This window comes from Streptomyces sp. NPDC023573 (assembly GCF_055559735.1).
Map to the genome: position 1 here is coordinate 271,688 of NZ_JBVHKB010000011.1, position 18,516 is coordinate 290,203.

Here is an 18,516-nt window from a genome sequence, read left to right on the forward strand (position 1 = left end):
TCCCCCGGCCCGGCGGGGACCGATGCGGGCGCCGCGGGCGTGCCGGCGGACGGGGCCCGCGCCGCTCAGCGCTTGTCCGGAGGCACACCGACCGCGGAGCAGACCCCGCGCCAGACGTCCTTGGCCTCCCACCCCGCGGCCAGGGCCTCGTGCACCGTACGGCCGCCGAGCTCCGCCATGACGTGATCGCGGGCGAAGGAGTCGGCGTAGGCCTCGCCGAAGTGATCCGCCATCCGTTCCCAGAAAATCGTCAACCGCATGCCCTCAGTATCCCGCTCCTGAGAGTGCAGCCGGGCCGGAGGGCCCTGCCGGCGACGTTTTCCCCTCTACGGTCGGTTCCATGGCTGGAACCGGAGCAAATCCCCTCGCCCGCGCCGAGCAGTTCATCTGGCTCACCGCACGCGTCCTCGAACAGCGGCGGTTCGCCCATCTCTTTCTGGGAGGAAGCGCGGACACCGTCGAAACCGCGCTCGCCGCCTATCTCAACGAGGACGGTGGCTACGGTCACGCGCTCGAACCCGATCTCCGCGGACCGGTGAGTCAGCCGCTCCACACCGCTCACGCACTGAGCGTGCTCGACTCCATCGGCCGCTGCGGCGGGATGCGCGTGGAACGGATCTGCCGCTATCTGACGGACGTGTCGACCAAGGAAGGCGCTCTGCCGGCGCTCCACCCCTCTCAGCGTGGCTATCCCGCGGCGCCCTTCATCCCCGTCATCGACGACCCGCCCGCCGAACTGCTGGCGACGGGCCCGGTGGTCGGACTACTGCACCGCAATCAGGTGTGGCACGCCTGGCTGTTCCGGGCCACCGACTTCTGCTGGGCAGCCGTCGACGCCCTGGAGCAGTCCCATCCGTACGAGATCGAGGCCGCCGTGGCTTTCCTGGATGGCGTTCCCGACCGTGCGCGTGCCGAATCGGCCGCCGACCGGCTTGGGCAACTGGTGCGTGAGCAACGGCTGGTGGTGCTTGATCCCCGGCGCCGCGCGGAGTACCCGGTGGCTCCTGGCTACGCCCCGGGGGAACATCACTTCCCTTACGACTACGCACGCACACCCGGGTCGCTCGCCCGTCGCTGGTTCAGCGAGGGCGAGCTGGAGTGCGCTCTGGACCATCTCGCGGCCGGGCAGGAGGAGGACGGCGGCTGGCCGGTCACCTGGCGGCAGTGGGCCCCTGGGACGGCCCTGGAGGGCCGCCCGATCGTGACGCTCAAGGCCCTGCAGACCCTCCGGGCCTACGGCCGCGCCCTGTCCTGATCCGTCCCGCTTCAGGACAGGGCGCGCGCGGCGGCGGTGACCACGACGGCGGTGGCCACGACGACGAGGAAGGGCGCCCGCAGGACGAGGGCGAGCGCCGCCGCGGCGAGCCCTGCCGCTCTGGCGTCCAGCACCAGCTGCTGCCCGTCGGCGAAGGTCTGCTGAGCGGTGAGGGCCGCGAGCAGTGCCACCGGCATGAGCGCTGCCAGCCGTTGCACGAGGGGGCGTTCCAGGACTCCCGCGGGGACCAGGAGCCCCAGGAGCTTCGCGAGATAGCAGCCGACGGCGGTGAGTCCGATGGCGATCCAGATGTTCATCGGCCCTCCCCGGGCGCCGTGCCTTCGGTGGCGGGGTCGTACGGGCCCTTGGTGCCCCGGCCGTTCAGGAACAGGACGACCGGAGCGGCCAGCGCGGACACCAGTACGGGCGCGCCCGCGGGCAGCACCGGAAGGAGGCCCAGCACCAGCAGGACCGCCAGTCCCGCCGTGACGCGCTCCGTGGTGCTCTTCAGCATCGGCGCGAGCAGCGCGAGGAACACGGCGGGGCCTGCCGCGTCCAGCCCCCAGGCGGCGGTGTCACCGAGCGCCTTCGCCCCGAGCGCGCCCACCAGCGTGGTCAGGTTCCACAGGACGTAGAGGGTGAGCCCGGTGACGGTGAAGCCGATGCGCGCGGCACGCCGGGTGGGCTGGGGCAGCGTGACAGCGGTCGTCTCGTCGATGACCCAGTGGGCGGCGAGGGGGCGCACGAAGCGCGGCAGAGCGAGGAGCTGCGACAGACGTAGCCCGTAGAAGGCGTTGCGGGTGCCCAGGAAGAACGCTCCGGCCGCGGCGGTGTAGGGGTTGCCGCCGGCGGCGAGGGCACCGACGAGGGCGAACTGGGAAGCCCCCGTGAAGACAAGAAGGCTCAGCACGCAGGTCTGGAGAAGGGTCAGTCCGGACCCCGCCGAGGTCACACCGAAGGCGAACCCGGAGAGGCCCACGGCTATGCCCACGCCGAGTGCGTCCCGGACGACGGCGGCGTCCGGTTTTTCCGTATCCGTGCCCTGGGCGCCGAGGGCGCCGGAGCTCTGAAGGGGTGCTGTCTGTTCTGCCACGCCCGGAACGCTACGGGGCGGGACCCCCGCCGGTCTTGTACGTTCTTGCGCGTTCGCGCTGGTAGGCGCCCGGGGGCACCCCGACGATCCGGGTGAAGTGACGGTTGAGATGGGGCTGGTCGGTGAAGCCGACGGCGGCGGCGGCTTCGGCGGGCGCGGTCCCCGCGTCGAGCATGCGTCGCGCACGGCGCACCCGGGCGTCGGTGAGCCAGGTGTGCGGGGGCATTCCGTACTGCTTCTTGGAGGCTCTCAGCAGCGCGAACGGGCTGGTGCCCAGCTCGGCCGCGAGCGCTTCCAGGGTGGGCGGCCGCTCCATCCGTTCCTCCAGTACGGCCCGCGCGCGGACGGCGTCCCGGGCACCGGCGAGAGGCGGGGTTCCGGCCGGCAGCACGCTGCCGTGGCGGTCGAGCAGCCGGGCGACCAGGACGCGCAGGACACTGTCGGCGGCCAGGGCGTTGCCCTCCTCGGCGGCCCGGTGGACCTCGGTGATCAGACGGGCGGCGTGCGGGTCCCGCACGCCGGTCTCCGTGAAGCCGACTGTGCCGCGCAGGTGCGTCAGGTCGGCCGCGATGTCGTTGATCACCTGGGCGGAGGGATAGAGCGTGGCGTACACCCACCCTTCGGGCACTCCGGCGCGGGCGGTGTGCGGCACCTCAGGGTTGATCATGACCACGGTTCCGGGCCCGGCGTGCACGGTGCCGCCGGGGAGGCCGACGTCCTCGACACCGCTGGTGATCGTGCCGAAGACGTAGCCCTCGTGGCTGTGGCGCGGAAAGGTGTGGCGGACGTAGCGGGCACGCAGCAGATCGAGGTGGGGTAGCTCCGCGTACTGCCAGAACCTCGCCCATTCCCGTGTCGTGTCCACCTCCGCCATGCTCGCATTCTCGCAGGTCCGGGGCGGTGGCCGAAGGCCAGGAAGGTGAGCGGCGCGCACGTCCACCGGCCGTTGTCGGTGGCGGGGTGCACGATGGGGGGCATGGCCGGTTCCGCACTCGATTCGTTCTCACCCGCGACCCGCAGCTGGTTCGCCGCCGCCTTCGACGCGCCCACCGCCGCGCAGGAAGGTGCCTGGCGGGCCATCGGCGAGGGTTCGGACGTGCTGGTCGTCGCACCGACCGGATCGGGTAAGACGCTCGCCGCCTTCCTCGCCTCCCTGGACCGGCTGGCGGCCCTGCCGCCGCCCGCCGAGACGAAGAAGCGCTGCCGGGTGCTGTACGTGTCGCCGATGAAGGCGCTCGCCGTGGACGTGGAGCGGAATCTGCGTTCCCCCCTGACCGGGATCCGTCAGGAGTCGGTCCGTCTGGGCCTGCCCGAGCCAGAGGTGCGGGTGGGGATCCGTTCAGGCGACACCCCGCCGGCCGAGCGGCGTTCGATGGCGACGAGGCCCCCGGACATCCTGATCACCACTCCCGAGTCCCTGTTCCTGATGCTCACGTCCTCGGCCAGGGACGCGCTCGGCGGGGTCGAGACGGTGATCGTGGACGAGGTGCATGCCGTCGCGGGCACCAAGCGCGGTGCCCATCTCGCCGTGTCCCTGGAGCGTCTGGACGAGCTGCTGCCGCGGCCGGCGCGGCGCATCGGACTGTCGGCGACGGTCCGCCCCGTCGACGAGGTCGCGCGGTTCCTCTCCCCGCAGCGGAAGGTGGAGATCGTCCAGCCCCCGTCCACCAAGGAGTTCGACCTCTCCGTCGTGGTTCCGGTGGAGGATCTCGGCGAGCTGGGCGGCTCACCCGCCACGGGTGACGAGGGCGGTCAGGCGGAGAAGCCGTCGATCTGGCCCCATGTCGAGGAGCGCATCGCCGACCTCGTGCAGTCACACCGGTCCACGATCGTCTTCGCCAACTCCCGGCGGCTGGCGGAGCGCCTCTGCAACCGGTTGAACGAGATCGCTCACGAGCGGGCGGCCGCGGCGTCGGAGGAGCGGCCCGGGGTGGGCGGTCCGCTGCCCGAAGCCCACTCCCCCGCCGAGATCATGGCCCAGTCCGGGGCGGCGAAAGGGGCACCGGCCGTCCTAGCCCGGGCGCACCACGGCTCGGTGTCCAAGGAGCAGCGCTCCCAGGTCGAGGAGGACCTGAAGGCGGGCCGGCTGCCGGCCGTGGTCGCCACCTCCAGCCTGGAGCTGGGGATCGACATGGGCGCGGTCGACCTGGTGATCCAGGTCGAGTCGCCTCCCTCCGTGGCCTCCGGCCTGCAGCGGGTGGGCCGCGCCGGGCACCAGGTCGGCGCGGTGTCCACGGGGGTGGTCTTCCCCAAGTACCGCGGCGACCTGGTGCAGGCGGCCGTCGTCACCGAGCGGATGCGCCAGGGTGCCATCGAGGCTCTGCGGATCCCGTCAAACCCCCTGGACGTGCTGGCCCAGCAGATCGTCGCCACGGTCGCGCTCGACAGCTGGCAGGCCGACGACCTGCTCGCCCTCGCACGCCGCGCGGCTCCCTTCGCGTCTCTCCCCGAATCCGCGTTCACCGCCGTGCTCGACATGCTCGCCGGGCGCTATCCGTCCGACGCCTTCGCGGAGCTGCGGCCGCGTGTGGTGTGGGACCGCGTCACGGGCACGGTCACGGGCCGCCCCGGGGCCCAGCGGCTCGCCGTCACCTCGGGCGGCACCATTCCCGACCGCGGGCTCTTCGGCGTCTTCCTCGCGGGCGCCGACCCGAAGAAGGGCGGCGGACGCGTCGGCGAGCTGGACGAGGAGATGGTCTACGAGTCCCGGGTCGGCGACGTCTTCACCCTCGGCACCACGTCCTGGCGGATCGAGGACATCACCAGGGACAGGGTCCTCGTCTCGCCCGCCCCCGGAGTCCCTGGCCGGCTGCCGTTCTGGAAGGGCGACCAGCTGGGCCGCCCGCTGGAGCTGGGCCGCGCCCTGGGCGCGTTCCTCCGGGAGCTCGGCGGGCTGTCCGCCGAGGACGCCAGGCTCCGGCTGGTCGCCGCCGGGCTCGATGCCTGGGCCGCGGAGAACCTCCTGTCGTACCTCGACGAGCAGCGTCGGGCCTGTGGGCACGTCCCCGACGACCGGACGGTGCTGGTCGAGAGGTTCCGGGACGAGCTGGGCGACTGGCGGATCGTGGTGCATTCGCCGTTCGGCGCCCAGGTCCACGCCCCCTGGGCACTCGCCCTGTCCGCCCGGCTGGGTGAGCGGTACGGCATGGACGCGCAGGTCATGCACGCGGACGACGGCATCGTGCTGCGGCTGCCCGACGCCGACCTGATGGGCCTCGACCTCCTCGACTTCGATCCGGTCCAGGCCGGTGCGGGCGGCGAGGCAGCGGGCGGTGCGGGCCCGGGATTCCCCGCCCAGGGCTTCGACAGCGAGCAGCCTCCCGTCGGGGCCACCGACGTGGTCTTCGACAAGGGCGAGATCAGCCAGGTCGTCACCGAACAGGTCGGCGGATCCGCGTTGTTCGCCTCGCGGTTCCGCGAATGCGCCGCGCGTGCCCTGCTGTTGCCCCGGCGCAGCCCCGGGAAGCGCACCCCTCTGTGGCAGCAGCGTCAGCGCGCGTCCCAGCTGCTCCAGGTGGCCTCCGAGTTCGGTTCGTTCCCGATCGTCCTCGAAGCCGTCCGCGAATGCCTTCAGGACGTGTTCGACGTCCCCGGTCTCACCGAGCTGATGGGCGACCTGGAGGCGCGCCGCATCCGCCTGGTCGAGGTGACCACGCCCGAGCCGTCGCCGTTCGCCCGCTCCCTGCTCTTCGGCTATGTCGCGCAGTTCCTGTACGAGGGCGACTCGCCCCTCGCCGAGCGCCGGGCGGCGGCACTCTCGCTCGACTCCCATCTCCTGGCCGAGCTGCTCGGCCAGGCGGAGCTGCGGGAGCTGCTCGACGCCGATGTCCTCGGCGAACTGGAGCGGGAGCTCCAGTGGCTGACCGACGACAGGAAGATCAAGGACGTCGAGGGGGTCGCCGATCTGCTGCGTGTGCTCGGTCCCCTCACCGATGCCGAGCTGGCTGAGCGCGGCGCGGAGTCCGGGTGGGCCCCGGAGCTGGCGACGTCCCGGCGCGCCATCCAGGTCCGCATCGGTGGATCCTCCCACTGGGCGGCTGTCGAGGACGCGGGACGGCTGCGCGACGCTCTCGGCACCGCACTTCCGGTGGGGGTCCCCGAGGCGTTCACCGAGCCGGTCAAGGACCCGCTCGGCGACCTCCTCGCGCGCTTCGCCCGTACGCACGGCCCGTTCACCACCACCCAGGCGGCGAGCCGTTTCGGGCTCGGCAGCGCCGTCACGGACGGGGCACTGCAGCGACTCGCCGCGTCGGGCCGTGTCGTCCAGGGCGAGTTCCACCCCGCGGGCATCGGCCAGGAGTGGTGCGATGCCACGGTCCTGCGGCGGCTGCGCCGCCGTTCGCTCGCCGCGCTCCGCCAGGAGCTGGAGCCTGTGCCACCCGCCGCGCTGGCCGGCTTCCTCCCCCAGTGGCAGCATCTCGGCGACAGCAGCCTGCGGGGGATCGACGGACTGGCCCGTGCCATCGAGCAGTTGCAGGGCGCCCCGGTTCCGGCGTCCGCCCTGGAGAAGCTGATCCTGCCGAGCCGAGTGGCGGGCTACACCCCTGCCATGCTCGACGAGCTCACGACCACGGGCGAGGTCGTCTGGGCAGGCGCGGGGGCCCTCCCCGGGAAGGACGGCTGGCTCTCGGTCTACCTGGCCGACAGCGCTCCGCTGCTCCTGCCGCCGCCTCTTCCGCTGGAGGAGACCGCGTTGCACGAGTCGGTTCTCACCGTGCTCTCCGGCGGGTTCGGGCTCTTCTTCCGGCAGATCGCCGATGAGGTGCGGGCCACCACGCACCCGGACTGCACCGATCCCCAGCTGGCCGACACACTCTGGGACCTGGTCTGGTCCGGCCGTCTCACCAACGACACATTTGCGCCCCTGCGTTCGCTCCTCGGTTCGGGGCGCACGGCGGGCTCCACCGCGCACCGCGCGCGGCGCAATGTGCCGCGCGGCCGTTACGGGTCGCTGACCGCGGCAGCCCGTCCCGCGTCCCGGACCGGACCGCCGACCGTGTCGGGACGCTGGTCGCTGCTGCCCCCGGCCGAGCCCGAGCCGACCCATCGCGCACACGCCCTCGCCCGGACGCTCCTCGACCGCCACGGCGTGGTGACCCGCGGCGCGGTGCAGGCCGAGGGCGTCGAGGGCGGCTTCTCGGCGGTCTACCGCATCCTTGCCGCCTTCGAGGACAGCGGGCAGGCCCGCCGTGGGTACGTCGTCGAGGGGCTGGGGGCGGCTCAGTTCGCCATGGACGGCGCCGTGGACCGGCTCAGGGCAGCCTCCACCGCACGCGACCGCGCGGACCCCGGGTCGGCCCCCCGTGCCCTGGTCCTCGCGGCGGCCGATCCCGCCAACGCGTACGGTGCCGCCCTGCCCTGGCCCGAGTCTCCGGACGGGGCGGGGCACAAGCCCGGCCGCAAGGCGGGGTCGCTGGTGGTGCTCGTGGACGGCGAGCTGACGCTCTACATGGAGCGCGGCGGCAAGTCCCTCCTCGCATGGCCCACCGATCCGGACGACCCGGCGCTCCGGGCCGCCGCGGAGGCGCTCGCATCGGCCGCCCGCGCGGGGACGCTCGGCACGGTCACGGTGGAGCGCACCAACGGCGCCTCCTCCCTCACCTCCCCGCTGGGCCGCACCCTGGAGGCCGCAGGCTTCCTCGCCACGCCACGGGGTCTGCGGCTGCGCGCCTGAGGACGGCTTCGGCGCGGCCGGGGAACCGCGCGCCGCTCCGTCCGCGCATCATGGACACATGCCCGAAGGTGACACCGTCCTACAGACCGCCCGGCGGCTCGACGCGGCACTCGCCGGCCAGACCCTGACGGTCTCCGACCTGCGGGTCCCCCGGTTCGCCACAGCGGACCTGACCGGCCGGACCGTCCTGGACGTCACGGCGCGCGGTAAGCACCTGCTCACCCGGTTCCAGGGCGGACTCACCCTTCACAGCCATCTGCGCATGGAGGGTTCCTGGCGCGTGTACGACCCCGGCGAGCGCTGGCGAGGCGGCCCCGCCCATCAGATCCGGGCCGTGCTCGCCACCGCGGAGCACACCGCCGTCGGTTACCGCCTGCCAGTCCTCGAACTCCTCCGCACCGAGGACGAGGCTCAGGTGGTAGGCCATCTGGGACCCGATCTGCTGGGGCCGGACTGGGATGCGGACACCGCGCTGCGCAATCTGCTCGCCGACCCCGGACGCCGGATCGGGGACGCGCTTCTGGACCAGCGCAACCTGGCCGGTATCGGCAATGTCTACATGTGCGAGCTCTGCTTCATGGCCCGCGCGACGCCGTGGCTCCCGGTGGGCGAGCTCCCCCTGCCCGTCGTCACCCGTCTGGTCAGTACGGCCGGACAGCTGCTGGAGGCCAATCGCGACCGGCCTGTGCGGACCACGACCAGGGCGACGGCGGCCATGTCCCGCAGTCGTACACGGGAGCGTCTCTTCGTCTACGGGCGGGCCGGCCGGCCCTGTCTTCGCTGCCGTACGCCCATCCGCGTCGCGGACCGTGACAACCGCCCCACCTACTGGTGTCCGCACTGCCAGTCCGGGCCCACCGGCTGAGATCCGTGCCTGGGCGGCGCCCCCGCACGCACGGGGAGACAGATGCCATCAGGCAATACCCGACGGGACGGCCGCTCTCTGCCGAGGGAGGAACTAGGAGGGTATGTCCCTCCGGTCCACCGCAGGCTCATCGGCAGCCTTCTCCGGCCGCCCCGAGGACGCCACATGAACCGGCAGCAGACTCAGCCCCCAACCGCCGGCCGCCACCGCCCCCTCCACCACTCCGGTGTGCTGTGGCTCCAGGAGCAGCCGCAGCACCGCCCACCACCACACACCACCGAGGACGAGCACCGGCACCCATCGCCGCACCATGGCTGCCTCCTCCGGCCGACGCTAGTACGGCACGATCTCCTGGCGGGAGAGCGCATCGGTGCACTGCCGGCGTGCACGGCGCGAGCGGAACGACAGTGTGCGCTCTCTCCTCGGGCCGATGACGGGAGAGATGTGGCCCGGCTCTCCCCCGCAGTTTCCCCCGGGTCGGCGCCGACTGCATCCCACGGCCCCGGGCATACCGGTGCTCCGGCCATGCCGGTGCGCCCGGGCATGCCGGTGCCCCCGGGACCGTGATCCGCGGGGGCACACCGGGGGGCCGCTGCTCCTACCTGTCGTCGTCGGTGAGGGAATCCTTGACGCCCTTGGCGCGGTCGCCCGTGGCGCCCAGGGCGCCCTCCGTCTTGGCCTTGGCCTGGTCGGACTTGCCTTCGGCTTCCTTGCGACGGTCTCCGGTGACCTTGCCGGTCGCTTCCTTGGCCTTGCCCTTGAGCTTGTCCATGGCCTTCTTGTCCGTCACGGCGATTCCTTCCTCGAGTTCGGGTTCAGGCACTCTCCGCCTGGAACATCCATGCGTGCTTCTCGAGATCCGCGGTGAGCGTGATCAGGATGTCCTGGCTGATGGGATCCGGATCGTCGGTCGCCTCGATCCGTTCACGCATGCGGTCGATGACCACGCGCAGAGCGTCGACGAGCACACGCACCGCGTCGACGTCCTTGATCCAGCCGTCGGGCACGGCATCGATCGCGGTGGTCTTCGCGAGGGTCCGGGACCGCCCGTCCGGGTTGACGCCGATCGCGGAGGCTCGCTCCGCGACCGTGTCCGAGTGCTGCCTCGCGGTGTCGACGACCTCGTCGAGCTGCAGGTGTACGGAGCGGAAGCGCGGGCCGACAACGTTCCAGTGGACCTGCTTGGCCACCAGGGAGAGGTCGACCAGGTCGACCAGCGCGCCTTGCAACGCGTCCCCCACTACCTTGAGGTCGCCTTCGGACAGGGCGCTCTTCACGACGGACATGCACTTCTCCGTTCAGATAGCTGTTCGACCTACCATTGGTCCACGATGTCACATATGGGTCGAAAGGGGCATCCGGGTGGTTGTTCCGGGGATCCGACGCCGACGGTCCGGAGCCGGAGGCCCGGAGAAACACCCTTCGGCCTCACTGCGCGCCTGCCCCGCGAACGTGCCCGGCACACACCGGGCATGCGAAAGCCCCGGCTGCCCTTCGAAGGGCAGCCGGGGCTTTCGTTCACCATGAACCGTGCGGTCAGGCGGCGACGACATCCACCGCTTCTGCGGGCGCCTTGATGGTCACCCGTCCCGTCGGCACACCGGCGACAGAGACGGAATTGAGCATCGGGCGTACTGGCACAGGCACCGCATCACTGGCTGCTGCCGAAGCGGCCAGCTCGGCCAGGGACAGTTCATCGCTCACTTCACGCATGAGCTCGGACATCCGTACGTCCAGCGCGTCGCAAATGGCGGAGAGCAGTTCGGAGGATGCCTCCTTCTGCCCCCGCTCCACCTCGGAGAGATAGCCGAGCGAGACTCGGGCGGACGAGGAGACTTCGCGCAGAGTACGGCCTTGGCGCTGGCGCTGCCGACGCAGCACGTCACCAAGCAGGCGACGGAGCAGAATCATCGGTGGCTCCCTCCTCGGACCGCGTAGCCGCATCCTTCACGCCCCACCGTACCGCCTTGCGCCGCGGCCGTGCGGGGAGCGATGTCGTGTTCACTCAGGGCTGCAAACATCAATTCCCCCCGTTCTGTTCCGTATCCTGTGCCCTCGCATTTTCGCCGAGTTCGCCGGAGAGCAGTTCGAGCAGGCTCCGTACACTCTCCTTACGGATGTCCGCCCTCCCGCCGTTCAACCTCAGCTCGGCGACTTTCTGCACGCCACCCGGCCCGGAAACGGCTATGTAGACCGTTCCGACAGGTTTGCCGTCCTGCGGCTCGGGACCGGCGACACCCGTGGTCGAAACGCCCCAGTCCGCTCCGAGAACCCGGCGCGCGCCGGCGGCCATCGCCCGGGCGACGTCTGGGTCCACTGCGCCGCGCTCGTCCAGGAGCAGGCCGTCGACGCCCAGGAGGTCACGCTTCAGGGGCGTGGCGTACGCCGTGACGGACCCGCGGAAGCTCCGCGAGGCTCCCGGTACGGAGGTGAGCTCGGCGGCCACCAGACCGCCCGTGAGGGACTCGGCGGCCCCGAGCGTCTCACCGCGCTCCTGAAGCCGTCGCAGCACCTGGGCCGCTGCGGAGGTCACCGCTCCGCCTCCGCGGCGCCCCGGCTGCCTGCCACGCGTTCCGCGACCGGTTCTCCGGCGGACTCCGCCGCCGGCTCCAGGCCGGGCTGCGCCGGGGCGTCAGGCGTTCCGCCGACGCCGTCGGTCGCGATCCGCGTCCCGGCGGGAGCCCTCGTGTCCGCTGCCGCCGCGACCGCCTCCATGGCGGCGGCCCGCTCGGCGGCGAGCCCGCGGCGGCGCAGCACGACGGCCTGGCGCACGTAATCGAGGCCGGTGACGACCGTCAGGACGACGGCGACCATCATCACCCAGAAGCGCAGAGTCGCCAGGGGGCCGGTCAGCGCCAGGACATACATCCCCACGGCGATGCCCTGCGCGAGGGTCTTCACCTTCCCGCCGCGGCTGGCGGGGATCACCGAGTGCCGGATGACCCAGAAACGCATGAGTGTGATGCCGAGCTCACGGAAGAGGATCACGCCCGTGACCCACCAGGGCAGATCACCGAGCGAGGACAGACCGATCAGTGCCGCGCCCATGATCGCCTTGTCCGCGATCGGGTCGGCGATCTTGCCGAAGTCGGTGACCAGGTTGTACGCGCGTGCCAGATGACCGTCGAAGATGTCGGTGATCATGGCGATCGCGAAGGCCGCCCAGGCGAACGACCGCCAGACGGGGTCGTAGCCACCGTCGTGCAGGAGCAGCATGACGAAGCCCGGGACGAGCAGCAGCCGCACCATCGTGAGGATGTTCGCGATGTTCCACAGCCCCGCCTGGTTGACGGCCGCCCCGCCCAGATTGCCGCCCCGGGTCGCCGGCGTCGCGCCGGAGCCGCCTGCCGCGGATGCCGGGGCTCCCGTCATCTGGCCGCCTCCGCAAGCTCGTGGTGTTCGGCCACGAGGTCCACTCCCTCGGTGCCCACTGCCTTCGCTTCGACCATACGGCCCGGCACGAGCCCTTCGCGTGCGGTGAAGACGACCTGTCCGTCCGTTTCCGGCGCCTGGTGGGCCGCCCGGCCCACCGCCACGGGCCCGTCCTCCTCGGACTCCACGGACTCGACGAGGACCTGGAGGGTTTCCCCGATCCGCTCCTCGGCCCGCTGCGAGGTCAGCTCCTCGGCGAGCTGCGAGATGTGGGCGAGACGCTCCGCGATGACGTCGGCGTCCAGCTTGTTCTCGTAACCGACGGCCTCGGTGCCCTCCTCGTCGGAGTAGCCGAAGACTCCGATGGCGTCCAGGCGTGCGCCGGAGAGGAAGCGTTCCAGCTCGGCGAGGTCGGCCTCCGTCTCACCGGGGAACCCCACGATGAAGTTGGAACGCGCACCGGCCTGCGGCGCCTTCGACCGAATGGTGTCCAGGAGTTCGAGGAAGCGGTCCGTGTCGCCGAAGCGACGCATCGCGCGCAGGACCCCGGGGGCGGAGTGCTGGAACGAGAGGTCGAAGTAGGGGGCGACCTTGGGCGTCGAGGTGAGTACGTCGATCAGCCCCGGCCGCATCTCCGCGGGCTGCAGATAGCTGACGCGGATGCGCTCGATCCCGTCGACGTCGGCGAGCTCGGGCAGCAGGGTCTCCAGCAGCCTGATGTCCCCGAGGTCCTTGCCGTACGAGGTGTTGTTCTCGGAGACGAGCATGACCTCCTTGACGCCCTGCTCGGCGAGCCAGCGGGTCTCGCCGAGGACGTCGGAGGGGCGCCGGGAGATGAACGAGCCGCGGAAGGACGGAATGGCACAGAACGAGCAGCGCCGGTCGCAGCCCGAGGCGAGCTTCACCGAGGCGACCGGGCTGGTCCCCAGCCTCCTGCGCAGCGGTGCCCGCGGTCCGGAGACCGGCGCGACACCTTCCGGGAGGTCCGCGGGAGCCGGTGCGATCTCCTGGGCGTGCCCGGGCAGCGCGACGGCGGCGTCCTGACGCTCGGCCGGGCTGATCGGCAGCAGCTTGCGCCGGTCACGCGGGGTGTGGGAGGCGTGGATGCCACCGTTGAGGATGGTCTGCAGGCGGTCGGAGATGTCGGCGTAGTCGTCGAATCCGAGGACTCCGTCCGCTTCCGGGAGCGCCTCGGCTAGGTCCTTGCCGTAGCGCTCGGCCATGCAGCCGACGGCCACGACGGCCTGGGTTCTGCCGTGATCCTTCAGATCGTTGGCTTCGAGCAGGGCATCGACGGAGTCCTTCTTGGCGGCCTCCACGAACCCACAGGTGTTGACGACGGCGACATCCGCGTCCGTGGCGTTCTCGACGAGCTCCCAGCCGTCCGCTGCCAAGCGGCCTGCGAGCTCCTCCGAGTCCACCTCGTTACGGGCGCAGCCAAGAGTGACAAGGGCGACGGTACGGCGTTCGGGCATGGGCTCAAGACTACTTTGTCCCGGCACTCACCTTGCCGAGCAGGGTTGACCGCTACGGGGAGTGACCGAACAGCCGGTGAAGACGAGGGAAAGCACGACGGTGAGTGCCGGTTCCTGCCGGGCACTCACCGTCGGGAAGACACGGGTGGAGAGAGGTCAGCCGACCTCGGGGTCACCCTTGGTGTACGAAAGCCGTTCGACCTGTCCCGATTCGAACTGGTCGTCGACCTTCTTGCCGTTCACGAAGAGATCGATCGCTCCGGCGTCTCCGAGGACGAGGTCGACCCGCTCCTTGTCCTGGAAGGTCTTGGTGTCGCCCTGGGCGAGCAGGCCGTCGAAGAGCAGCCGCCCGTTGTGATCCTTGGCGGAGATCCAGCTCTTGCCCTCGGCGGCACTCAGCCTCACGGTCACCTTGTCCCGCGGGGCCGCGGCGATGGCGCTTTCGGAGGGGACGGGCTTGGGGTCGGCGGGCTTGGTCGTGGTGGGCTCGGGAGTCGTCTTGTCGGGAGTCGAGCCCTCGGCCACCTGTGCCGAACCCGAACCCTCGTCCTCGCCGCTGAAGAGCGTGAAGCCGACGAAGCCGACCACGGCGACGATCGCGGCGACCATGGCCGCGGTCCAGTTGGGCCGACGGGGTTCGGAGCGGATCCGCTCCGCCTCGAACAGTGGCGCGGCGGGCGTGGGGGCGGGGCGGCCGCCGTGCTCGGCGTCGAACTCCGCGATCAGTGGATCGGGGTCGACCCGGACGGCACGGGCGAGCATGCGGATGTGGCCGCGGGCGTACACGTCACCGCCGCAGCGGGAGAAGTCGTCCTCCTCGATCGCGTGCACGATGGGGATGCGCACCCGGGTGGAGCTGCTGACTTCCTCGACCGTCAGACCTGCGGCGATGCGAGCCTGCTGAAGCGCGCGACCGATCGAAGGGCGGTCGTCTTCGGGGGAGTTGCCGATGGACACGGGGGCGCCTTTCGAGCGTGAGCCACCTGCTGGACGTTCAGTCTAGGGGTGGTACGAAAGGGTGGGGCAACCGGGAGCGACGACTTTGTACGCCATCGGGTTCGCCGGGGAGCCCCTCGGGCAGGGCGGAGGGCGGAGCACCGGACGGACCATCCCGCTGCTCCTTTCTTCAACTTGACGTACGACCGGGCGAAACGGTTGCCCGCAAAACTCTTACGAAGCGGTTTCCCCGCGGATGACGGCCAACACACCGTCGAGCTCGTCCGGTTTCACCATGACATCGCGCGCCTTGGAACCCTCGCTGGGACCCACGATGTTGCGCGACTCCATCAGATCCATCAGCCGTCCGGCCTTGGCGAAGCCGACGCGCAGCTTGCGCTGGAGCATCGATGTCGAGCCGAACTGTGTGGACACGACCAGCTCGGCCGCCTGACAGAGCAGATCGAGGTCGTCGCCGATGTCCTCGTCGATCTCCTTCTTCTGCTTGGTGCCGACCACGACGTCCTCGCGGAAGACCGGTGCCATCTGATCCTTGCAGTGCTGGACGACGGCCGCGACCTCGCCCTCGGTGACGAAGGCCCCCTGCATACGGGTCGGCTTGTTCGCCCCCATCGGCAGGAAGAGGCCGTCGCCCTTCCCGATGAGCTTCTCGGCGCCGGGCTGATCGAGGATGACCCGGCTGTCGGCGAGGGAGGAGGTCGCGAAGGCGAGCCGGGAAGGCACGTTCGCCTTGATCAGACCCGTCACGACGTCGACCGAGGGGCGCTGGGTGGCGAGGACCAGATGGATACCGGCGGCACGCGCCAGCTGGGTGATCCGGACGATGGAGTCCTCGACGTCACGCGGAGCCACCATCATGAGGTCCGCCAGCTCGTCGACGATGACGAGCAGGTACGGGTAGGGCGAGAGCTCTCGCTCGCTCCCCTCGGGCGCCTTGGCCTTGCCGGTGCGGACCGCGTGGTTGAAGTCGTCGATGTGCCGGAAGCCGTAGGCCGCGAGGTCGTCGTAGCGAAGGTCCATCTCCCGCACGACCCACTGGAGTGCCTCGGCGGCCTTCTTCGGGTTGGTGATGATGGGCGTGATGAGGTGCGGGATGCCCTCGTAGGCCGTGAGCTCGACGCGCTTCGGGTCGACGAGCACCATCCGCACGTCCTCGGGTGTCGCCCGCACCATGACCGAGGTGATCAGACAGTTGATGCAGGAGGACTTTCCGGAACCGGTCGCACCGGCGACCAGGACGTGCGGCATGTTCGCCAGGTTGGCCATCTCGTAGCCGCCCTCGACGTTCTTGCCGAGCGCCACCAGCATGGGATGGTCGTCCTCGGCCGCGTCCGCGAGACGCAGGACGTCGCCGAGATTGACCATCTCCCGGTCGGAATTGGGGATTTCGATGCCGACGGCGGACTTCCCGGGGATCGGGGAGATGATCCGGACGTCCGGGCTGGCGACCGCATAGGCGATGTTCTTGGTGAGGGCGGTGATCCGCTCGACCTTGACGGCGGGTCCGAGTTCCACCTCGTACCGGGTGACGGTCGGGCCACGGGTGAAGCCGGTGACGGCCGCGTCCACCTTGAACTCCGTGAAGACGGTGGTCAGGGAGGCGACGACCGCGTCGTTGGCGGCGCTGCGCGTCTTGCCGGGGCCACCGCGCTCCAGGAGGTCCAGCGAGGGCAGGGAGTACGTGATGTCACCGGAGAGCTGCAGCTGCTCGGCCCGGTTGGGCAGCCCCTCGGGCCGCTCGGGGACCGGCTTGGTCAGATCGGGGACGCTGTCCTCGGAGGACGAGGCGCTCTTCTCCGGACGCCCGCCACGGGGCGGGTTCTTCTCGGCCGACCGCGCCCCGGGCACCGGGGTGCCGGTCCGCTCACGGTCCCGCTCGGTGGAGACGCCCTGGGTCAGATCGGCGACGACAGGCGAGGGCGGCATGCCGTTGAGCACCGCCCCGTCGAGCGCGGCCGCCGCGGCCGCCGCGACGTCCACGGCGTCCAGGGGCCGGTTCATCGCGGGCTGCGCGGACGGCCTGCGGGGCCTGCGCCGCTTGGCCAGCGCCTCGCCCTCGGCCTGGTCCGGGTCGTACGCGTCGTCGTGACCCGGGCGGCGTGCCGGGGCACGCCGGGTGCGCTCGGGCAGCCCTTCGCGCCACTGCTCGTCGTACCGCTCGTCGTCGCTCCCGTCCTCCTCGCCCGGTACGTCCACCGGGTCGACGATGCCGAGCCTGACCCCGAGCTGCCGCAGCCGCCGGGGGATGGCGTTGACCGGGGTGGCGGTGACGACCAGGAGTCCGAAGACCGTGAGCAGCAGGAGCAGCGGGACGGCGAGGACCTCGCCCATGGTGAAGACGAGGGGCTGGGAAGCGGCCCAGCCGATGAGGCCGCCCGCGTCCTGCATGGCTCCGGTGCCGTCCTCGCGGCCCGGTGATCCGCAGGCGATGTGGACCTGCCCGAGCACGCCGATGACGAGGGCGGAGAGCCCGATCACGATGCGGCCGTTGGCCTCGGGCTTCTCCGGATAGAGAATCAGCCGTACGGCGACGGCGCCCAGCAGTATCGGCACCAGCAGATCGAGCCGGCCGAACGCCCCGGTCACGAGCATCTCGACGAGATCACCCACGGGGCCCCGCAGATGCGACCAGGTGCCGGCCGCCACGACCAGAGCGAGCCCCAGGAGCAGCAGGGCGAGCCCGTCCTTGCGGTGTGCCGGGTCAAGTCCCTTCGCACCGCGCCCTATGGAGCGGAACACTGCCCCGACTCCGTGCGCGGTACCCAGCCACAGGGCGCGGACGAGCCTGTACACGCCACCTGTGGGAGAAGGTGCGGGTTTGGGCGCGGGCTTCTTCGCGGCAGCCTTCTTGGCCGGTGCCTTTTTGACGGGCACCGTCTTCTTCGCCGCCGCCTTCTTGGCGGGCGCTGCTTTCTTCGCCGGTCCCTGGGTACGGCCGGCACGCTTCGCGGTGCCCGCCGTGCCCAGGGAACCCTTGCCGGACGTACGTGAGGCCATGTGACTGAGGTTACCGGTGCCGACGCCGGTGGACACGTGTGCCTACGGCTTCACCCTTCCGTGTCGCCCTTGCACAGGCGTTGAACTGACGCCCTCTCAGCGGGACAGGTCAGCTCTGCGAGGGCAGGGGTGCCGCGGAACCGCCCGTCCCGGGTTCCAGCGCGTCGAGCGCGCGGCGCAGTCCCGTGAGCTTGCGCTCGAGATGGGCGGCGGTGGCCACTGCTGCCGCGTCCGCCGATTCGTCGTCCAACTGCTTGGAGAGTGCCTCCGCCTGCTCCTCGACCGCGGCGAGCCGGGCCGAGAGCTCCGCGAGCAGACCCGCCGGCTCCTTCTCGTCGGCACCCTGATGGGCACCGCCTTCGAGCTGGAGCCGCAACAGTGACGCCTGTTCGCGCAGCTGGCAGTTCTTCATGTACAGCTCGACGAAGACCGAGACCTTGGCGCGCAGCACCCAGGGGTCGAAGGGCTTCGAGATGTAGTCCACCGCGCCCGCAGCGTAACCGCGGAACGTGTGGTGCGGACCGTGGTTGATCGCGGTCAGGAAGATGATCGGGATGTCCCGGGTCCGCTCCCGCCGCTTGATGTGTGCGGCCGTCTCGAATCCGTCCATGCCGGGCATCTGTACGTCCAGCAGAATAACCGCGAAATCGTCCGTGAGCAGCGCCTTGAGCGCTTCCTCCCCTGACGATGCCCGTACCAGTGTCTGATCGAGCGCAGAGAGAATGGCCTCCAGCGCCAGCAGATTCTCCGGCCGGTCATCGACCAGGAGGATCTTGGCCTTCTGCACCATGGCCCGTCCTCCTCGCCCCGGAATCGCACCGGGTGCCG

17 protein-coding genes are annotated in these 18,516 nt (G+C 71.0%); 3 read left to right on the plus strand and 14 right to left on the minus strand.

Annotation, left to right across the window (positions count from 1 at the left end):
- Nucleotides 1-65: 65 nt before the first annotated feature.
- Nucleotides 66-260, minus strand: a complete 195-nt coding sequence (locus ACZ32T_RS30755; RefSeq protein WP_104789542.1) for a DUF3046 domain-containing protein — start codon at nt 258-260, stop codon at nt 66-68.
- 80 nt (nt 261-340) lie between these two features.
- Here ACZ32T_RS30755 and ACZ32T_RS30760 point away from each other — a divergent pair, with 80 nt between their 5' ends.
- Nucleotides 341-1,255 (plus strand): hypothetical protein, encoded by a 915-nt coding sequence (locus tag ACZ32T_RS30760; RefSeq protein WP_467370282.1) that lies wholly within the window; start codon nt 341-343, stop codon nt 1,253-1,255.
- Between the two features lie 11 nt (nt 1,256-1,266).
- On the opposite strand, the gene ACZ32T_RS30765 is transcribed toward ACZ32T_RS30760, so the two are convergent.
- From ACZ32T_RS30765 to ACZ32T_RS30775, 3 genes are read right to left on the minus strand one after another with little or no spacing between them, the layout of a single operon-like run.
- Nucleotides 1,267-1,572 carry an AzlD domain-containing protein gene (locus ACZ32T_RS30765; RefSeq protein WP_467270475.1) on the minus strand — a complete coding sequence of 102 codons (306 nt, stop codon included), beginning with the start codon at nt 1,570-1,572 and terminating at the stop codon, nt 1,267-1,269.
- The gene (locus tag ACZ32T_RS30770; protein WP_467370284.1) at nt 1,569-2,348 is read right to left on the minus strand and encodes an AzlC family ABC transporter permease; all 780 of its coding nucleotides are present in this window, start codon (nt 2,346-2,348) and stop codon (nt 1,569-1,571) included. Before ACZ32T_RS30770 ends, ACZ32T_RS30765 begins: the two co-directional genes overlap by 4 nt.
- Nucleotides 2,349-2,358: 10 nt before the next feature.
- Nucleotides 2,359-3,222, minus strand: coding sequence for an AraC family transcriptional regulator (locus tag ACZ32T_RS30775; RefSeq protein ID WP_467370288.1), 864 nt, complete (start codon nt 3,220-3,222; stop codon nt 2,359-2,361).
- 102 nt (nt 3,223-3,324) lie between these two features.
- On the opposite strand from ACZ32T_RS30775, the gene ACZ32T_RS30780 reads away from it, so the two are divergent.
- Both ACZ32T_RS30780 and ACZ32T_RS30785 read left to right on the plus strand, forming a co-directional pair.
- Nucleotides 3,325-8,022 carry an Lhr family ATP-dependent helicase gene (locus ACZ32T_RS30780; protein ID WP_467370290.1) on the plus strand — a complete coding sequence of 1,566 codons (4,698 nt, stop codon included), beginning with the start codon at nt 3,325-3,327 and terminating at the stop codon, nt 8,020-8,022.
- 58 nt (nt 8,023-8,080) lie between these two features.
- The gene (locus ACZ32T_RS30785) at nt 8,081-8,887 is read left to right on the plus strand and encodes an Fpg/Nei family DNA glycosylase (RefSeq protein ID WP_467370292.1); all 807 of its coding nucleotides are present in this window, start codon (nt 8,081-8,083) and stop codon (nt 8,885-8,887) included.
- Nucleotides 8,888-8,980: 93 nt separating this feature from the next.
- Here ACZ32T_RS30785 and ACZ32T_RS30790 read toward each other — a convergent pair whose 3' ends face one another.
- The 10 genes from ACZ32T_RS30790 to ACZ32T_RS30835 all read right to left on the minus strand — a co-directional run bounded on the left by ACZ32T_RS30790 (nt 8,981) and on the right by ACZ32T_RS30835 (nt 18,478).
- Nucleotides 8,981-9,199 (minus strand): hypothetical protein, encoded by a 219-nt coding sequence (locus tag ACZ32T_RS30790; RefSeq protein ID WP_467270485.1) that lies wholly within the window; start codon nt 9,197-9,199, stop codon nt 8,981-8,983.
- Nucleotides 9,200-9,485: 286 nt separating this feature from the next.
- Complete coding sequence (locus tag ACZ32T_RS30795) at nt 9,486-9,677, minus strand: CsbD family protein (protein WP_467270487.1); 192 nt, start codon at nt 9,675-9,677, stop codon at nt 9,486-9,488.
- 25 nt (nt 9,678-9,702) lie between these two features.
- The gene (locus ACZ32T_RS30800; protein ID WP_467270489.1) at nt 9,703-10,173 is read right to left on the minus strand and encodes a Dps family protein; all 471 of its coding nucleotides are present in this window, start codon (nt 10,171-10,173) and stop codon (nt 9,703-9,705) included.
- 250 nt (nt 10,174-10,423) lie between these two features.
- Nucleotides 10,424-10,798, minus strand: coding sequence for a helix-turn-helix domain-containing protein (locus ACZ32T_RS30805; protein WP_356710124.1), 375 nt, complete (start codon nt 10,796-10,798; stop codon nt 10,424-10,426).
- A 109-nt stretch (nt 10,799-10,907) separates the two neighbouring features.
- Nucleotides 10,908-11,420, minus strand: coding sequence for a CinA family protein (locus ACZ32T_RS30810; protein ID WP_467270492.1), 513 nt, complete (start codon nt 11,418-11,420; stop codon nt 10,908-10,910).
- Entirely contained in the window at nt 11,417-12,259 is an 843-nt protein-coding gene (gene pgsA, locus ACZ32T_RS30815; protein WP_467370294.1) for a CDP-diacylglycerol--glycerol-3-phosphate 3-phosphatidyltransferase, read from the minus strand. The genes ACZ32T_RS30810 and pgsA overlap by 4 nt, the downstream gene beginning before the upstream one ends.
- Nucleotides 12,256-13,734, minus strand: a complete 1,479-nt coding sequence (gene rimO, locus ACZ32T_RS30820) for a 30S ribosomal protein S12 methylthiotransferase RimO (protein ID WP_467270495.1) — start codon at nt 13,732-13,734, stop codon at nt 12,256-12,258. Before rimO ends, pgsA begins: the two co-directional genes overlap by 4 nt.
- 156 nt (nt 13,735-13,890) lie before the next feature.
- The gene (locus ACZ32T_RS30825) at nt 13,891-14,691 is read right to left on the minus strand and encodes a helix-turn-helix domain-containing protein (protein ID WP_467270497.1); all 801 of its coding nucleotides are present in this window, start codon (nt 14,689-14,691) and stop codon (nt 13,891-13,893) included.
- A 213-nt stretch (nt 14,692-14,904) separates the two neighbouring features.
- A complete protein-coding gene (locus ACZ32T_RS30830) occupies nt 14,905-17,688 on the minus strand; it encodes a DNA translocase FtsK (RefSeq protein ID WP_467270499.1) in 2,784 nt (927 codons plus the stop codon).
- 109 nt (nt 17,689-17,797) lie between these two features.
- Nucleotides 17,798-18,478, minus strand: a complete 681-nt coding sequence (locus tag ACZ32T_RS30835; protein WP_467270501.1) for a response regulator — start codon at nt 18,476-18,478, stop codon at nt 17,798-17,800.
- Nucleotides 18,479-18,516 lie beyond the last annotated feature (38 nt).

Bases quoted from the DNA above. Each gene is read 5' to 3' on its own strand.
- ACZ32T_RS30755 (WP_104789542.1), bottom strand. From the start codon at position 260: ATGCGGTTGACGATTTTCTGGGAACGGATGGCGGATCACTTCGGCGAG.
- ACZ32T_RS30760 (WP_467370282.1), top strand. From the start codon at position 341: ATGGCTGGAACCGGAGCAAATCCCCTCGCCCGCGCCGAGCAGTTCATC.
- ACZ32T_RS30765 (WP_467270475.1), bottom strand. From the start codon at position 1,572: ATGAACATCTGGATCGCCATCGGACTCACCGCCGTCGGCTGCTATCTC.
- ACZ32T_RS30775 (WP_467370288.1), bottom strand. From the start codon at position 3,222: ATGGCGGAGGTGGACACGACACGGGAATGGGCGAGGTTCTGGCAGTAC.
- ACZ32T_RS30780 (WP_467370290.1), top strand. From the start codon at position 3,325: ATGGCCGGTTCCGCACTCGATTCGTTCTCACCCGCGACCCGCAGCTGG.
- ACZ32T_RS30785 (WP_467370292.1), top strand. From the start codon at position 8,081: ATGCCCGAAGGTGACACCGTCCTACAGACCGCCCGGCGGCTCGACGCG.
- ACZ32T_RS30790 (WP_467270485.1), bottom strand. From the start codon at position 9,199: ATGGTGCGGCGATGGGTGCCGGTGCTCGTCCTCGGTGGTGTGTGGTGG.
- ACZ32T_RS30800 (WP_467270489.1), bottom strand. From the start codon at position 10,173: ATGTCCGTCGTGAAGAGCGCCCTGTCCGAAGGCGACCTCAAGGTAGTG.
- ACZ32T_RS30805 (WP_356710124.1), bottom strand. From the start codon at position 10,798: ATGATTCTGCTCCGTCGCCTGCTTGGTGACGTGCTGCGTCGGCAGCGC.
- pgsA (WP_467370294.1), bottom strand. From the start codon at position 12,259: ATGACGGGAGCCCCGGCATCCGCGGCAGGCGGCTCCGGCGCGACGCCG.
- rimO (WP_467270495.1), bottom strand. From the start codon at position 13,734: ATGCCCGAACGCCGTACCGTCGCCCTTGTCACTCTTGGCTGCGCCCGT.
- ACZ32T_RS30830 (WP_467270499.1), bottom strand. From the start codon at position 17,688: ATGGCCTCACGTACGTCCGGCAAGGGTTCCCTGGGCACGGCGGGCACC.
- ACZ32T_RS30835 (WP_467270501.1), bottom strand. From the start codon at position 18,478: ATGGTGCAGAAGGCCAAGATCCTCCTGGTCGATGACCGGCCGGAGAAT.